We start from the raw sequence: 14,572 nt of genomic DNA on the forward strand, positions 1-14,572 counted from the left end.
ACGATGACATACACACTCGATTGGCAAGCCTATACAAAACTCGCACGACAAACCGTCGCGGAAGGGGCGGTCCTCTTACACAATGATGGTGTGCTCCCGTTGCAACCTGCATCGACGGTCGCTGTCTTCGGACGTAATCAGTTCAACTACTATAAAAGTGGTACAGGATCAGGCGGAATGGTCAACGTTACGAACGTCGTCAGTCCGCTCGATATGCTACGCGAAGACGTGACGCTGAATGCGGACGTCCTCAAGGCGTACGAGACATGGCTTGAAGACCATCCGTTTGACCAAGGTGAAGGCTGGGCAGCCGAACCGTGGTCGCAAGAAGAGATGCCGCTTGACGCGACACTCGTTCAGCAAGCAGCGCTTGACTCCGATGTTGCCTTGATCATGATTGGTCGTACGGCTGGGGAAGACCGCGACAATACAGCGGATCCAGGGAGTTATTTTTTAACGGAGACGGAACAGGAGATGCTCCGACTCGTGACGACACACTTCAAACAGACCGTCGTCGTCTTGAACGTCGGGAATATCATCGATATGCGCTGGGTCGAAGAGACGACGCCAAGTGCTGTCCTCTACGCGTGGCAAGGAGGAATGGAAGGCGGAACTGGACTGAGTGATCTTTTGCTCGGCCGCGTCTCGCCGTCTGGGAAACTACCGGATACGATTGTTCGTTCACTCGATGATTATCCGTCGACACCATACTTCGGTCATGCTGATCGCGCGTTGTATCAAGAAGACATCTATGTCGGGTACCGTTACTTCGAGACGTTCGCACCGGAAGCGGTCTTGTATCCGTTCGGGTACGGATTATCGTACACGTCGTTCGACCTGACGACAGACGTGACGACGTCAGCTGACGCCTGGACGGTGACGGCGACGGTGACGAATACCGGTCAGACGAGCGGGAAGGAAGTCGTACAAGGTTATCTCGAGAAACCACAAGGACAACTTGGAAACCCGACGCGTCAACTCGTTACGTTCGGCAAGACAAAAGAACTTGCACCAGGCGAGCAAGAATCTCTCACACTCGTCGTACCGTTCGCCTCGTTCGCGAGTTATGACGATAGTGGCGTTACCGGGCATAAGTCGTCTTATGTCGTCGAACCTGGCACGTATCAGCTCTATCTCGGAACGGACGTCCGGTCGGCGGTTCCAGTCGCAAGCCATTCCGTCGAGACGCTTGACGTCACGGACGTCTTAACGGAGAACATGGCACCGGTGACGGCGTTTGAACGCATCAAACCGCAAGCGACCGAAACGGGATATACGGTGACGTATGAAGCAACACCACTGCGGACGATCGATCCGGAACAGCGCCGTCAACAGGAGCGTCCTGTTGAACGGACGCAGACGGAAGATGCCGGTTGGAAGTTACGCGACGTCAAAGAAGAGCGTGTCACGCTTGAGACGTTCCTCGATCAATTGACGGATGCGGATCTCGCGGCAATCGTCCGGGGGGAAGGGATGAACTCACCGCGCGTCACACCGGGAACGGCGGGCGCCTTCGGTGGCGTGACGACAGAACTCGAAGCACTCGGCATTCCAGCAGGCTGCTGCGCGGATGGTCCGTCCGGAATCCGGATGGACATCGGGACGAAAGCCTTCTCGTTACCGAACGGAACATTGATTGCCTCGACGTTCAACACAACATTGATTGCCGATCTATTTGAGATGACAGGTCTTGAGTTACGGAAGAACGAGATTGATACGTTGCTTGGACCCGGGATGAACCTCCACCGTCATCCACTCAACGGACGGAACTTCGAGTATTTCTCAGAAGATTCGTATCTGAGTGGAAAAATGGCCGTGGCACAGCTCGACGGGATGCAACGGGTTGGTGTGACGGGAACGTTGAAGCACTTCAGTGCCAACAACCAAGAGTTCCACCGGCATGATCTGGATTCGATCGTATCAGAACGGGCGTTACGTGAGTTGTACTTGAAAGGGTTCGAGATGGCAGTTAAGGAAGGGAAAGCATACTCGATCATGACGACGTACGGTGCCGTCAATGGCATCTGGACTGCCGGCTTATATGATCAGAACACACGCATCTTGCGCGATGAGTGGGGCTTTGATGGAATCGTCATGACCGACTGGTGGGCGAAAATCAACGCCGAAGGAACGGAAGCAAACCGGCAGCAAACGGCGACGATGGTCCGTTCGCAAAACGATCTCTATATGGTCGTCGGCGAACCGGGAACGAATCCGTTCGAGGATGATACATTGACGGCTCTCGCAGACGGAACACTTCGACGTTCCGAGTTACTGCGGAGTGTTGCGAACATCTGTCAATTCTTACTCCGGTCACCGGTCATGGATCGCGTGATGGGAACGGCGTCACCTGTCGAGGTCCTCGGGGCACCGATCGAAGAAGAGACGCTCGAAGATCAAGCCGTCTCGCACCAACGCCTCGTCAGTGGGGATGCCTTCCCGTTAACGGACGTCACGACGACGACAGGAAGTAGTCATGTCTTCGCTGTCACGGCGGAAGAGACAGGGGTGTATCAGGTCACGTTGACGGCACGTTCGAATGCTGGTGAACTGGCGCAGATGCCAGTGACGTTGTTTGCGAACAACATGCCGGTCGCGACCTTTACCTTCAATGGAACGAACGGCGAGTGGGTCAGCCAGACGAAGGACGTCTTCGTCTTCAACCCACACAACTATTTAAAACTCTACTTTGCACTCGGTGGTCTCGAGTTAAAAGAGTTGACGTTTACGCTTGCGGAATCGTTTCATATGAAGAACGGCTGATTAGATTAGCCGGACGGAAAGGACGGATTGTGTGCAGTTTTCTATCATCAAAAAACGGGTCGAGCAACTGCTTTCCCCGTCGTTACAGGGACGGATTGCTTTTCATGCAGCTGTCTACCGGATTCAAGACAGTCCTAGTCGTGTCTGGGTGACGTTTGACGGAGAAGAGATTCTTGGAGCAGACGATTTTCGCTTCGAACGGGAAGTCGATCGGCGTTACGCGTTACGGGCTGCACAGTTACCGGAAAAACCTGACGGAGCGTTATGGCAGTCCGACTGGTTGGAACAGTCGCATGCGTTATCGGCTGAGATCGAACGACAAGTCAAACAAGACGGGTATCTAGAGAACTATGAGATGCAACAAGATTTGTTAGAGTATCCGAATCTTGCGTTTGAACAAGCACTCGTTCATCCACATCCTTTCATCCGTGGTATCGCACGGCTCGATCGGCGACTCGGCAAACGACGTTTCCTATCGCTGACGCATCAGTCTGATTTTGAACAATGGTGTGCAGATACGCGGCAAACCGTCGAACGCTGGTGACACGAAAAAGCACGCTTCCTCAAGCCGAGGAGGCGTGCTTTGCTGTTAGATTGAAAACGAGTTGACCTCGTGAATGCCTTCTTCTTCAACGAAGGCGTCGAGTAAAGCACGGACTTCGTCCGTTGAGTTCGTCTCCATCAATTTGACCCGAAGTTCACTCGCGCCGCGGAATCCGCGGACGTAAATCTTGAAGAACCGACGTAATGGCTTGAAGAGACGTGGCTCGAATTGAGCCGAGTAATGATCGTGTAGATCGAGTTGTAGACGTAACAAGTCAAGGAGTTCTTGGCTCGAATGGTCTCTTTTCTCGACTTCGAACGCGAACGGGTTGTGGAAGATCCCGCGACCGATCATGACGCCGTCGACACCATATTTCTCGACGAGTTCAAGACCGTGTTGGCGATCGTTGATATCCCCATTGATCGTCAGTAACGTCTGTGGTGCGATCTCATCACGTAACTTCTTGATTTCCGGAATCAATTCGAAGTGCGCTGGAACGGCACTCATCTCTTTACGTGTCCGGAGGTGAATCGAGAGGTTCGCGATATCTTGTTCGAGGATGTGACGCAACCAATCGTGCCATTCTTCGACCTTCGTGTAGCCGAGACGTGTTTTGACGCTGACTGGGAGACCGCCTGCTTTTGCAGCTTGGATCAGTTCAGCCGCCACTTCCGGACGATTGATCAAGCCAGAGCCTTTTCCGTTAACAGCAACGTTATGGACGGGACAGCCCATGTTGATGTCGATCCCGCTAAAGCCCATCTCTGCCATACCGATACTCATTTCGCGGAAATATTCCGGTTTGTCGCCCCAAATGTGAGCGACCATGGGTTGTTCATCTTCCGTGAACTCGAGACGTCCGCGGACGCTCTGCTTGCCTTTCGGATGACAATAGCTTTCTGTATTCGTGAATTCCGTGAAGAAGACGTCCGGACGCGCCGCTTTTGCGACGACGTGGCGGAAGACAACGTCAGTGACGTCTTCCATCGGTGCTAAGACGAAAAATGGTCGTGGTAAGTCCTGCCAAAAGTTCTTTTTCATAGTATATTAAACCCTTTCCTTAAGGTAATGCACATGTGTGGTTAAAGAATTTCATCAACTATACACTTTAAGCGCTCTCGTTAAAAAGTGCAAGTGAGTGCTATTCGTTACCGTGAGGAAAGAGATTGGTGTACCATATGCTGCTTCATCCAGTCCGGACCCGGAATCAGGTGTCCGGCTTCGTCCTTATAGATGACGTGTTCTGGGCGAAGTTCCGTCGGTGAGACGAGTCCTGCTGCCGCCGTCAGATTGTAGAGTCCTTCTCGTAACGAGATGATGTAGTTCGTCACGCGGAAACTTTTTTCGTCGACGATCAGCGCCTTCTGCAGTTTCGGATCAGTCGTCGCGACGCCGACTGGACAGTGATTCGTATGACAGACTTGGGCTTGAATACAGCCGACATTAAACATTAAACCACGCGCGATGTTGACGAAGTCAGCGCCGAGGGCGAGAGCGATCGCAATCTTATCAGCACTGATCAGCTTACCAGATGCGAACACTTTGACCTTGTCGCGTAAACCGGCTTCTGTCAAAAGTTGATGGACGAACGGTAATGCGGAAAAGAGTGGTAGGCCGGCAGCATCCGCAAGTTCTTGGAACGTCGCGCCTGTCCCTCCTTCGCCACCGTCGACCGTCATGAAGTCTGGATGACGACCGGATTCTTTCATGTAAGCAATCAACTGACGCATGTCTTCAAGATTACCGACGACGACTTTGATCCCGACTGGTTTTCCGCCAATCTCACGTAGACGTTCGACCCAGTCGAGCATCGTCTCTGGTGTCGTGAATTCGTTAAACCGGTTCGGACTATCGATGCCGACACCGACTTTGACCTTCCGGACAGCGGCAATCTCTTCCGTGACCTTTGCGCCTTCTAAATGTCCGCCGCGCGTTTTAGCCCCTTGGGCAAGCTTTAGTTCGAAGGCTTTGACTTGCGGTAACTCACTTTTTTTCTGGAATTCGTCGAACGAAAAATCACCGTCCTCCGTCCGGACACCGAACAGACCGGGACCAATCTGACAGATGATGTCGACGTCACCTTTGAGATGAAAATCGGACAAACCACCTTCACCGGTATTCATCCAGCTTCCTTTAGCGCGACCAAGTCCGATCGAGAGAGCGGTAATGGCCCGGTCACCGAGTGCACCAAAACTCATTGCCGATTGACCGATCAGTCCTTGGATTTGATAAGGCTGACGACATGTCTTCGCCCCGATGATCGGTGCATCCTCCATTTTCAAGAGATAGGGTGAGATTTGCTTGGCAACAAGATGTTCTTTCCGCGTAAACAGTTCATCGCGATCAATTTGATAAATGTGCGTATCGACACGTTCTGATTGATCGATCCGTAATTCCTGTCGATTCGTTGGAAAGAGGGCGTTTTGTACATAAAAACCAGCTTCTTCAAAATTACGTTCCGAGCCAAAACCAAGAATCCGACTTTGGTATTTGCCAGAAAGGACAGCTGTCTTGTATTCATTGCGGGAGAAGGGTTTGCCTTCGTTATTGTTGAGAAATAAGTATTGGCGGAGTTCCGGTCCCATGTTTTCGAGGATATAGCGCATCTTTCCGAGGACGGGGAAGTTGCGCAGAACCGCATGTTCTTGCTGGCGACGATCGGCGCGCCAGACGTGCCAAAAGAGGATGGTTGGGACAAGGATGATCAACAGGGCGATGGCGAGTAAAATGAAGAGCACAATCGTATCGATAGACATCAAAATTCCTTCTTTCCCGTAGATTTCGTGTTATGTAAGTTGATACCACTGAAGCTTCTGTTACAAACTGCACCAACTGGCTATTTCCAGATTTTGAATCTTTTCTGTCAGTAATGTCGTAAATAAGACTATACATTAAAGGAGGAGACCGGTATGCATACACTTTATATGAAACAAAAAGCATTCAGTTTGCGTGGGCGATTTGCGATTCAGGACGAAGAAGGACACGATGCGTATCACATTGAGGGTAGTTTTATGAAATTACCGAAGACCTTCACCGTAACGAACCGAAATGGAGAAGTCGTCGCTGAAATCGAGAAAAAAACGCTTAGTTTCCGTCCAGTCTTTTATGTCGAAGCAGCAGGACAATCGTTTGAAATCATCAAAGAGTTCACGTTCTTCAAGGACCGTTATACAATCAACTCGGATCAGTTCGAAGTCACAGGCGACTGGTGGGATGTCGATTTTGAAGTCCTGCAACAGGGACAACGGATTGGTCGCGTGCAGAAAAAGTGGATTTCTTGGACCGATCAGTACATGATCGAAGTCGAAGATGAAGCGATGGAAGAATTATTGATCGCCCTCGTCGTCGCGATTGATTGCGTCAAAGCGGAGGAAAGCTCGAATAACTCGTCTTTCATCAATTAAAAAGGGGAATGATGCAAGATGGAACAGTGGGATGTATATACAGCAGATCGCAAGAAAACAGGACGGCTCTGGACACGGGGAACGCCACATACAGCCGGCGATTATCATATGACGATTCACGTCTGTGTCTTTAACGCCAAGGGAGAGATGCTCGTCCAACAACGACAGCCGTTTAAATCCGGTTGGCCGAACATGTGGGATTTGACGGTCGGGGGCAGTGCGATCAGCGGGGATACGAGTCAGATGGCAGCGCAACGGGAACTGTCGGAAGAGCTTGGACTCGATATTGATTTCACGGGTGTCCGCCCCCATCTGACGATTCCGTTTAAAATCGGTTTTGATGATTATTATCTCGTCGAACAAGAAGTGGATCTGACGACTTTGACACTGCAGGAAGAAGAAGTTCAGCGTGTCGCTTGGATGACAGAAGAAGCCATTGTCAACGGGATCGAAGAAGGATGGTTCATCGGTTATCATGAATCATTGATTCGACTGTTATTTGTCCTTCGCCATAGCTATGGTGCTCATAATGAAGTATAAAGACAGCCCTTCCGGTGATCCGGAAGGGCTTGTTGATTGATTAAGCAGATTTTCGAAGTTCCGCTTCATACATGAATCTAAAACTACTTAACTTTTTAACTTCATTATTAATACTTTTGATACAAAGCCGTTTCGAAGGGAAGTAAAATACATAATTTTTATAGTGAGTATAAGAAAATACAATAAAAGAGCATCTATAAAAACTAATAAATTACATAATTAGTTAATATTTTTGAATAATTTACCGATAAAGGTATGCACAAATAATTTTTTTAGATAGGGGAATTAAAGATGGGATTAGCTAAAACATTTATAACTGGATTATTACTTGCAATTTTAGTACTCGTTGTAAATGAAAATTTAGTAACAGCAAGTACAAAAAATTTAAAAGCAAGCGATGGGAAAAAATGTACGATTATCGGTACAAAAGGAAACGATACCTTAAAAGGTACTAACAAAGTTGATGTAATTTGCGGTTTAGGCGGAAATGATAAAATTCAGGGTCTTGGAGGAAACGATACAATTGATGGTGGAAGTGGTAATGATTCAATTGTTGCGGGGTCAGGAGACGATAAGCTATATGGAGGAACAGGAAACGATACACTCAAAGGGGAAAGTGGATCAGATTATTTTAAAGGAAACGAAGGAATCGATACCGTTTCATACAGCGAGAAGAAAAAAGATTTGAATATCAGCTTAAACAATAAAAAAGATGATGGAGAAAAAAACGAAAGGGATTTAATTAGTAGTGATGTTGAAAACTTAACTGGCGGAACAGGAAACGATAAAATCCAAGGGAACGATCATAAAAATACGCTCGTTGGACTCGCTGGAAATGATAAAATCGAAGGTAATAAAGGGAATGACGAAATCGTCGGAAAAGAAGGTAGTGATATCTTGAAAGGCAATCAAGGCGACGATCATATTGATGGAGGACAAGGTAGTAATACATGCTATCTAGATCAAGAAGATAGTGAGAGCTCGAGTTGCCAATTGTTAAAAGACCTAGGTGATTTAGTGGTCCATGTAAAAGGAACTATTCATAACAGTGACTTGAAAGGCTGCTACTTTTTCATGAACAGTCTCATTGGGGAAGAGCCTGCTGCATCCGGTTTAATCGATAAAAACGGTCATTTTGAATTTGATGCTTTTACTGGAAAATACTATAACTGGCAGGTTGGGAAACTATTTGATAGTGGCTATACAGATTATCCTGGAGTGAATCCGGATTGTATGTCAAATGTCACTTTAGGTGGAAATATGTTCAGTCTTAAAATCGTAAAAAATATGCCTGATTTTTCAATCACATTACCTGACGTCATTGAATCTACAATTAGTGTGAAAAACGCTGCTGGAAAAAGAGTAGCAGGATTGAATTCGAGTTATGTTAGCGGTGGTCAACGTCAGATTCCTTCTTCATGGGATAAGGATAGTTATTATAATTTATCAATTCCACCGTTCACAACACAGGCAAACCAAGACCAAAAAGTAAAAGTATTAGAAGGTAACGACTACGATATTCGATTAAGCGGGAAAATTTATGGAATGAAAATCTCTAGAGAATTTGAAGGTAAATGGTCTAAAAAAGTTAATCTAGTCATCCAATAATTATTTAAAATAAGTAAGCGGATACAATGTTTTTTGAAATTAATCCCTTAAAATTAATATCAAAATTAATTTGACAAATGCTGTCGAGATTACTAGAATTAGAAACAATTCATCGATGCAGCGACGCATCGGATAATCAAATAAAGAGAAAGCTATGATTGTCATGGGTCACACTATGGCAGGAGCAGCTTCTGGAGAGACCGTGTCGACACGGCGCCGAAGGGTTCACAATCTCAGGCAAACGGACAGAAGAGTAATCAGATGCAGCGACGGGCATTCGTGGAATGTCGTAGTGGCGTGTATGGGTTATTCCTTTGATTTTGTTGAGATTGGACATTCGTCCAGTCTCTTTTTTTCTTTTTCAGGACCGACAGAACGGTCTGAAGCTTAGAGAAACCATCACAAGGAGGAGTTCAGGTTTGGAACAGCAAGGATTAAAACGAGATTTATCGAATCGTCATGTACAGTTGATTGCCATTGGTGGAACGATCGGAACGGGTTTGTTTTTAGGATCAGGTAAAGCGATCCAACTCGCCGGACCATCGATCATTTTTGCCTACTTACTCGTCGGGATCGCGATCTTCTTCGTCATGCGGGCACTTGGGGAATTGTTATTGTCAAAAGCAGGTTATCAGTCACTTACGGATATCGCAGAAGATTATCTCGGACCACGTGCCGCATTCGTGACCGGTTGGACGTACTGGTTCTGTTGGATCATGACAGCGATGGCGGACATCATCGCTGTCGGTGTGTACGTCAAGTATTGGTTTGATATCCCGCAATGGATTCCAGCCGTACTCGCGCTCTTGATTTTACTTGGCTTTAACTTATTGACCGTTAAATTGTTCGGTGAACTTGAGTTTTGGTTCGCCTTGATCAAAGTCGTGACGATCCTTGCCTTGATTGGTGTCGGAATCGTCTTGCTCGTCATTGGTTTTAAAACGGATGCCGGTCCCGTCACAGTGTCGAATCTCTGGTCACATAATGGATGGATGCCAAACGGGATTTCTGGATTCCTGCTCTCGTTCCAGATGGTCGTCTTCGCTTATGTCGGTGTCGAGCTCGTTGGGGTATCAGCAGCCGAGACAGCAGATCCGAAGAAGAACATCCCATCCGCGATCAATAAGATTCCGCTCCGAATTCTGTTCTTCTATGTCGGTGCCTTGCTGATTCTCTTGATGATCAACCCATGGACAGGATTAAGTGCAACAGAAAGTCCGTTCGTCAAGACGTTCAGTCTGATCGGGATTCCGCTCGCAGCAGGAATCATCAACTTTGTCGTTCTGACGTCCGCTGCTTCGGCGTGTAACAGCGGGATGTTCTCGACGAGTCGGATTTTATATAACCTGGGAAATCAACAGCAAGCGTCGAACAAGTTCTCGAAGTTGAACAAAAATCATGTTCCAGCAAACGCCTTGTTCGTCTCGACGATCGTCGTCTCAGTCGGTGCTTTGCTCAGTAAGCTGTTACCGGGACAAGCGTTCAGTATCGTCACGACGATCAGTGCAATCTGCTTCATCTGGGTCTGGGGTGTCATCCTCGTCTGCCATCTCCGGTACAAGAAACAAAATCCGGAATTACATGCAGCATCGACATTCAAAGCACCATTGACACCACTCGTCAATTACCTCGTGCTCGGGTTGTTTGCCGTCATTCTCGTCGTCATGTTATTTGCTGACGATACACGTCCAGCCTTGTTGCTGACACCGGTCTGGTTCCTCGGACTATTTGGACTATATCACCTCCGGAAAAAGAAACAACAAGCAGCTAATCAAAAAAGTGCGTAAGCCAAAACAAGCCGGTCGGACCTAATCCGACCGGCTTGTTTCATGGTGTATCGAAAGCACCATCCTGTAGTTGTTTCCGAAGTGCTTTCGCTTTCTTTCGAATATCGCGTTTGCTGTCCGCATCGCGCTTTCCCCATTGCCGATACATCATCGACATCCGCGGGTTGTCAGCAAAGCGCTTTTCGTGCCGGTCGATGAAGTCCCAGTACAAGGCGTTGAACGGACAGGCATCTTCGCCAAGCATGTCCTTTTGATGGAACGGACATTCTTTGCAATAATCACTCATCTTATGGATGTAATTTGCCGAAGCAATGTACGGTTTAGTCGATAACGTTCCCCCGTCGGCATGTAGCGCCATCCCGAGAACGTTCGGTAAAACGACCCAGTCGTAGGCATCGATGTAAAGCTCATTAAACCAGTCTGCCGTCTGTTGCGGTGAAATCGCAAACAGATTAGCGAAGTTCCCGAGCACCATCAAGCGCTGGATGTGGTGATTATGGGCATGCTCGACGACGGGACGTAACGATTCAGCGACACAGTTCATGTTCGTCTTCCCGGTCCAGAAAAAGTCCGGTAGATCCGCTTCATGCCGCAGCACATTGACGAAAGCGTAATCCGGCATCTCAGCTAGATAGACGGCACGCATGTATTCGCGCCAGCCGAGGATTTGTCGAATGAAACCTTCGACCGCATTGAGTGGAGCATCCTGTTCTTCAAGTGCTGCCTCGACTTGACGAATGACCTCTTCCGGTGTCAGTAAGCCGAGATTGATTGCTGCTGACAAGAGCGAATGCGATAACGTATCTTCACCGGTCAGCATGGCGTCTTGATACGTCCCGAACGTCTCGAGTCGTTCTTCGATGAAACGATGGAGAGCCTGCATCGCTTCCTTTCGCGTAACCGGCCAATGAAAGGAATCAAGTGCTCCTGGATGATCGGAAAAATCACGCTCGACCTTATCGATGACATCCCTTGTGATGTGATCGGGACGAAACTGAATTGGACCCTTAAACGTCGTCCCGGACTTCGCCGGTTTCCGGTTATCAGCGTCAAACGACCACTTTCCACCAATCGGTTTAGAGCCGTTCATGAGAACGTTTCGTTCCTTGCGCAGTTTGCGATAAAACCGATCCATCTTGTATGGCTTGTCGCCAATTGCTTCGACCGCTTCTTCCTGTGTCAGTAAAAACAACGGCACGTCGGAACAAACCTCGACCGTGATTTTCTTCGGTAAAGCGTCTTGCCACTTATGCATCGCCTTGCGCATTGGTTCGTCCGTGATCGCCGTATAAAATACATGATCCGGATCATGATCTTTTCGGTGCGCCTGGAATGCCTGATCGAACGAATCGGCTTCCCGGTAATCGACAGTGAAACCCTTCTCGCGCAGTTCTTCCGCAAAATGTCGCATCGCTGAGAAGACGAGGACGAGCTTTTGTTTATGGTACGTCTTCCACTTGGAGCGCGAGGTCGCTTCGACCATCAGGATGACATCGTCTTGTTTGTTTGCTTCCTGTAATAAAGGGAGATCGTGATTTAATTGATTGCCGAATATCCAGCGTGTCGCCATGAGTGTTCCTCCTTTTACTTTCGTTATATGATTACCGTTTTTCGTCGAAGTCATGCCTGATTGTGTGCCGGCTAACGAACATCTTCTTATTCTGAATCATCGCTTTTGCACATTTCTTAATGTAAAAGAAGTTCCTTTCTGTACAAGCTATGATAGGGTTATAATGGAAAGGTAAGTTGTCGTCATGAGGGGGAAGTTTTTCATGACAGGTAGTCCATAATATCAACGGGGATAGGAAGGATATCATGAGCAGTATGCCTAAAAAAACAGACGTTATTTTAATTGGTGCCGGAGTCATGAGCGCGACGTTAGGGGTCTTGTTAAAAGAACTCGCGCCTGAGATGAACATCAAGGTATTCGAGAAACTCGCGAGTGCCGGGGAAGAGAGCTCGAATGAGTGGAACAATGCAGGAACAGGTCACGCCGCACTATGCGAACTGAACTATACGACGGAAAACGCCGATGGTTCAATCGACATCAGTAAAGCGATCAAAGTAAACGAACAGTTCCAACTGTCGCGTCAATTCTGGTCGCATCTCGTCAAGGAAGGTGTCTTGCCGAATCCAAAAGAATTCATCATGCCGATTCCACATATGAGTATGGTCGAAGGAACGGAAAACGTCGAATTCCTGAAAAAACGATTGGAAGCGTTATCAGCGAATCCGTTGTTCGCAGGGATGGAATATTCAGAGGATCCAGCGAAATTAGCCGAGTGGATTCCACTCATCATGAACGGTCGGACGTCACCAGAGCCGATCGCCGCGACAAAAATCGATTCAGGAACGGACGTCAACTTCGGTGCGTTGACACGAATCTTGTTTGAATATCTCGCACAACACGATGTAGCGATCAACTATCAGCACGGTGTCGAGGATTTGAAGCGTGTTGACGGTGGTTGGGAAGTCAAAGTGAAGAATGAGCGCGATCACCGGATTGAGCATCATACGGCGCAGTTCGTCTTCATCGGGGGTGGCGGTGGTAGTCTACCGTTGCTCCAAAAAACAGGCATCGAGGAATCGAAGCAAATCGGTGGTTTCCCGGTCAGTGGTTTATTCCTCGTCTGTAAAAATCCTGAAATCATCGAACAGCACCATGCGAAAGTTTACGGAAAAGCGAAAGTCGGAGCACCACCGATGTCAGTACCGCACTTGGATACACGATACATCGATGGGAAGAAATCACTTCTCTTCGGACCGTTTGCTGGCTTCTCACCGAAGTTCCTTAAGACAGGATCGAATCTTGATTTGATCGCGTCTGTCAAACCGAACAACGTCTTGACGATGCTTGCTGCGGGAGCAAAAGAGATGGGATTGACGAAGTATCTGATCGAACAAGTCCTCTTGTCGACGGAACAACGGATGAACGAATTACGTGAGTTCATCCCGAATGCGAAGACAGAAGACTGGGATGTCGTCGTCGCTGGTCAACGTGTCCAAGTCATCAAGGACACACCACAAGGAAAAGGGACACTCCAGTTCGGAACAGAGGTCGTTAGTGCAGCAGATGGGTCTGTCGCTGCCTTACTCGGTGCGTCTCCAGGTGCTTCAACAGCGGTACCGGTCATGCTCGAAGTACTCGCGAAATGTTTCCCGTCCGAACTACCGACGTGGGAAGCAAAAATCAAGGAGATGATTCCGTCTTACGGAATCTCACTCGTTGAAAATCCGGAGCTGTTCGAACAGATCCATGCCGAAACAGCTAAAACGCTTGAGCTTGAACAAGGTCAACCGATTCGCTAAACGAAAAACCGTCCGACTCCACGAGGAGCCGGACGGTTTTTTGATTTAGCGGAAGTTACGGAAGAAACGTGTTTTCTTCAGTGCAATCCCGACTGGAATCGCAACGAGGATGCCGATGACGTTTTGTGTGATGTTTCCTGGAATTGAAGTGGCTGGTGCGACCCAGTTGCTGAACATAATCCCTTCATGCACGAAGTAGACGAGTAGCATGACAGGAACGGAAGCAATCATCCCGATCAAGTTGAACGTGACATTCGTTCCGTTACGACCACCTGACCACGCGATGTAACCAACGATCAATCCTTGAAGTCCACGTGCGATGATCGTACCAGGTGCCCAAATCGCATAACCCGTTAGAAGATCGAATAACCCCATTCCAACAGCACCGGCAATCAATGCTGTCCGTGGACCGAATAAAATCGCGATGAGAAAGAGCATTGCTGTTCCCATATGAATGAGACCACCGTTTAGTGCGATTGGTAATTGAATCTTGATTAACATCGTTGCTACAAGAACAAGTGCGATTGACATCGCAGTGATGACGAGCTGGCGGGTACGAGTGCTAGAATACGGTGCTGCTTTTTGCATGTGACTAACCTTCTTTATGATAGATTTTA

General features: G+C 48.1%; 11 protein-coding genes and 1 riboswitch. Of the genes, 7 read left to right on the top strand and 4 right to left on the bottom strand.

Annotation, left to right across the window (positions count from 1 at the left end):
- Positions 1-3 precede the first annotated feature (3 nt).
- Entirely contained in the window at positions 4-2,763 is a 2,760-nt protein-coding gene (locus B2U10_RS13215) for a glycoside hydrolase family 3 protein (protein ID WP_414655329.1), read from the top strand.
- A 31-nt stretch (positions 2,764-2,794) separates the two neighbouring features.
- Positions 2,795-3,307 (top strand): SF0329 family protein, encoded by a 513-nt coding sequence (locus B2U10_RS13220; protein ID WP_056064664.1) that lies wholly within the window; start codon positions 2,795-2,797, stop codon positions 3,305-3,307.
- Positions 3,308-3,352: 45 nt separating this feature from the next.
- Here B2U10_RS13220 and B2U10_RS13225 read toward each other — a convergent pair whose 3' ends face one another.
- Together B2U10_RS13225 and B2U10_RS13230 are read right to left on the bottom strand one after the other, a co-directional pair.
- Positions 3,353-4,348 (bottom strand): tRNA dihydrouridine synthase, encoded by a 996-nt coding sequence (locus tag B2U10_RS13225; protein ID WP_056064667.1) that lies wholly within the window; start codon positions 4,346-4,348, stop codon positions 3,353-3,355.
- A 107-nt stretch (positions 4,349-4,455) separates the two neighbouring features.
- Positions 4,456-6,063 carry an FMN-binding glutamate synthase family protein gene (locus B2U10_RS13230; protein WP_290788205.1) on the bottom strand — a complete coding sequence of 536 codons (1,608 nt, stop codon included), beginning with the start codon at positions 6,061-6,063 and terminating at the stop codon, positions 4,456-4,458.
- 153 nt (positions 6,064-6,216) lie between these two features.
- On the opposite strand from B2U10_RS13230, the gene B2U10_RS13235 reads away from it, so the two are divergent.
- From B2U10_RS13235 to B2U10_RS13250, 4 genes are all read left to right on the top strand, one after another.
- The gene (locus tag B2U10_RS13235) at positions 6,217-6,711 is read left to right on the top strand and encodes an LURP-one-related/scramblase family protein (protein WP_290788208.1); all 495 of its coding nucleotides are present in this window, start codon (positions 6,217-6,219) and stop codon (positions 6,709-6,711) included.
- Positions 6,712-6,729: 18 nt separating this feature from the next.
- The gene (locus B2U10_RS13240) at positions 6,730-7,251 is read left to right on the top strand and encodes an NUDIX hydrolase (RefSeq protein WP_290788211.1); all 522 of its coding nucleotides are present in this window, start codon (positions 6,730-6,732) and stop codon (positions 7,249-7,251) included.
- Positions 7,252-7,542: 291 nt separating this feature from the next.
- Positions 7,543-8,859 carry a calcium-binding protein gene (locus B2U10_RS13245; protein ID WP_290788213.1) on the top strand — a complete coding sequence of 439 codons (1,317 nt, stop codon included), beginning with the start codon at positions 7,543-7,545 and terminating at the stop codon, positions 8,857-8,859.
- 181 nt (positions 8,860-9,040) lie between these two features.
- Positions 9,041-9,118: riboswitch (glycine riboswitch) on the top strand.
- Positions 9,119-9,278: 160 nt separating this feature from the next.
- A complete protein-coding gene (locus B2U10_RS13250; protein ID WP_290788215.1) occupies positions 9,279-10,646 on the top strand; it encodes an amino acid permease in 1,368 nt (455 codons plus the stop codon).
- Positions 10,647-10,686: 40 nt separating this feature from the next.
- On the opposite strand, the gene B2U10_RS13255 is transcribed toward B2U10_RS13250, so the two are convergent.
- On the bottom strand, positions 10,687-12,216 hold the full coding sequence (locus tag B2U10_RS13255; protein WP_290788217.1) for a cryptochrome/photolyase family protein: 1,530 nt from the start codon (positions 12,214-12,216) through the stop codon (positions 10,687-10,689).
- Positions 12,217-12,461: 245 nt separating this feature from the next.
- Here B2U10_RS13255 and B2U10_RS13260 point away from each other — a divergent pair, with 245 nt between their 5' ends.
- Positions 12,462-13,955: a malate:quinone oxidoreductase gene (locus B2U10_RS13260; RefSeq protein WP_290788219.1), complete on the top strand. Its 1,494-nt coding sequence runs from the start codon at positions 12,462-12,464 to the stop codon at positions 13,953-13,955.
- A 45-nt stretch (positions 13,956-14,000) separates the two neighbouring features.
- Here B2U10_RS13260 and B2U10_RS13265 read toward each other — a convergent pair whose 3' ends face one another.
- On the bottom strand, positions 14,001-14,543 hold the full coding sequence (locus B2U10_RS13265; protein WP_050678560.1) for an ECF transporter S component: 543 nt from the start codon (positions 14,541-14,543) through the stop codon (positions 14,001-14,003).
- Positions 14,544-14,572 lie beyond the last annotated feature (29 nt).

Origin of the sequence: Exiguobacterium sp. UBA7533, from assembly GCF_002479335.1 — a bacterium.
GTDB lineage: Bacteria > Bacillota > Bacilli > Exiguobacteriales > Exiguobacteriaceae > Exiguobacterium_A.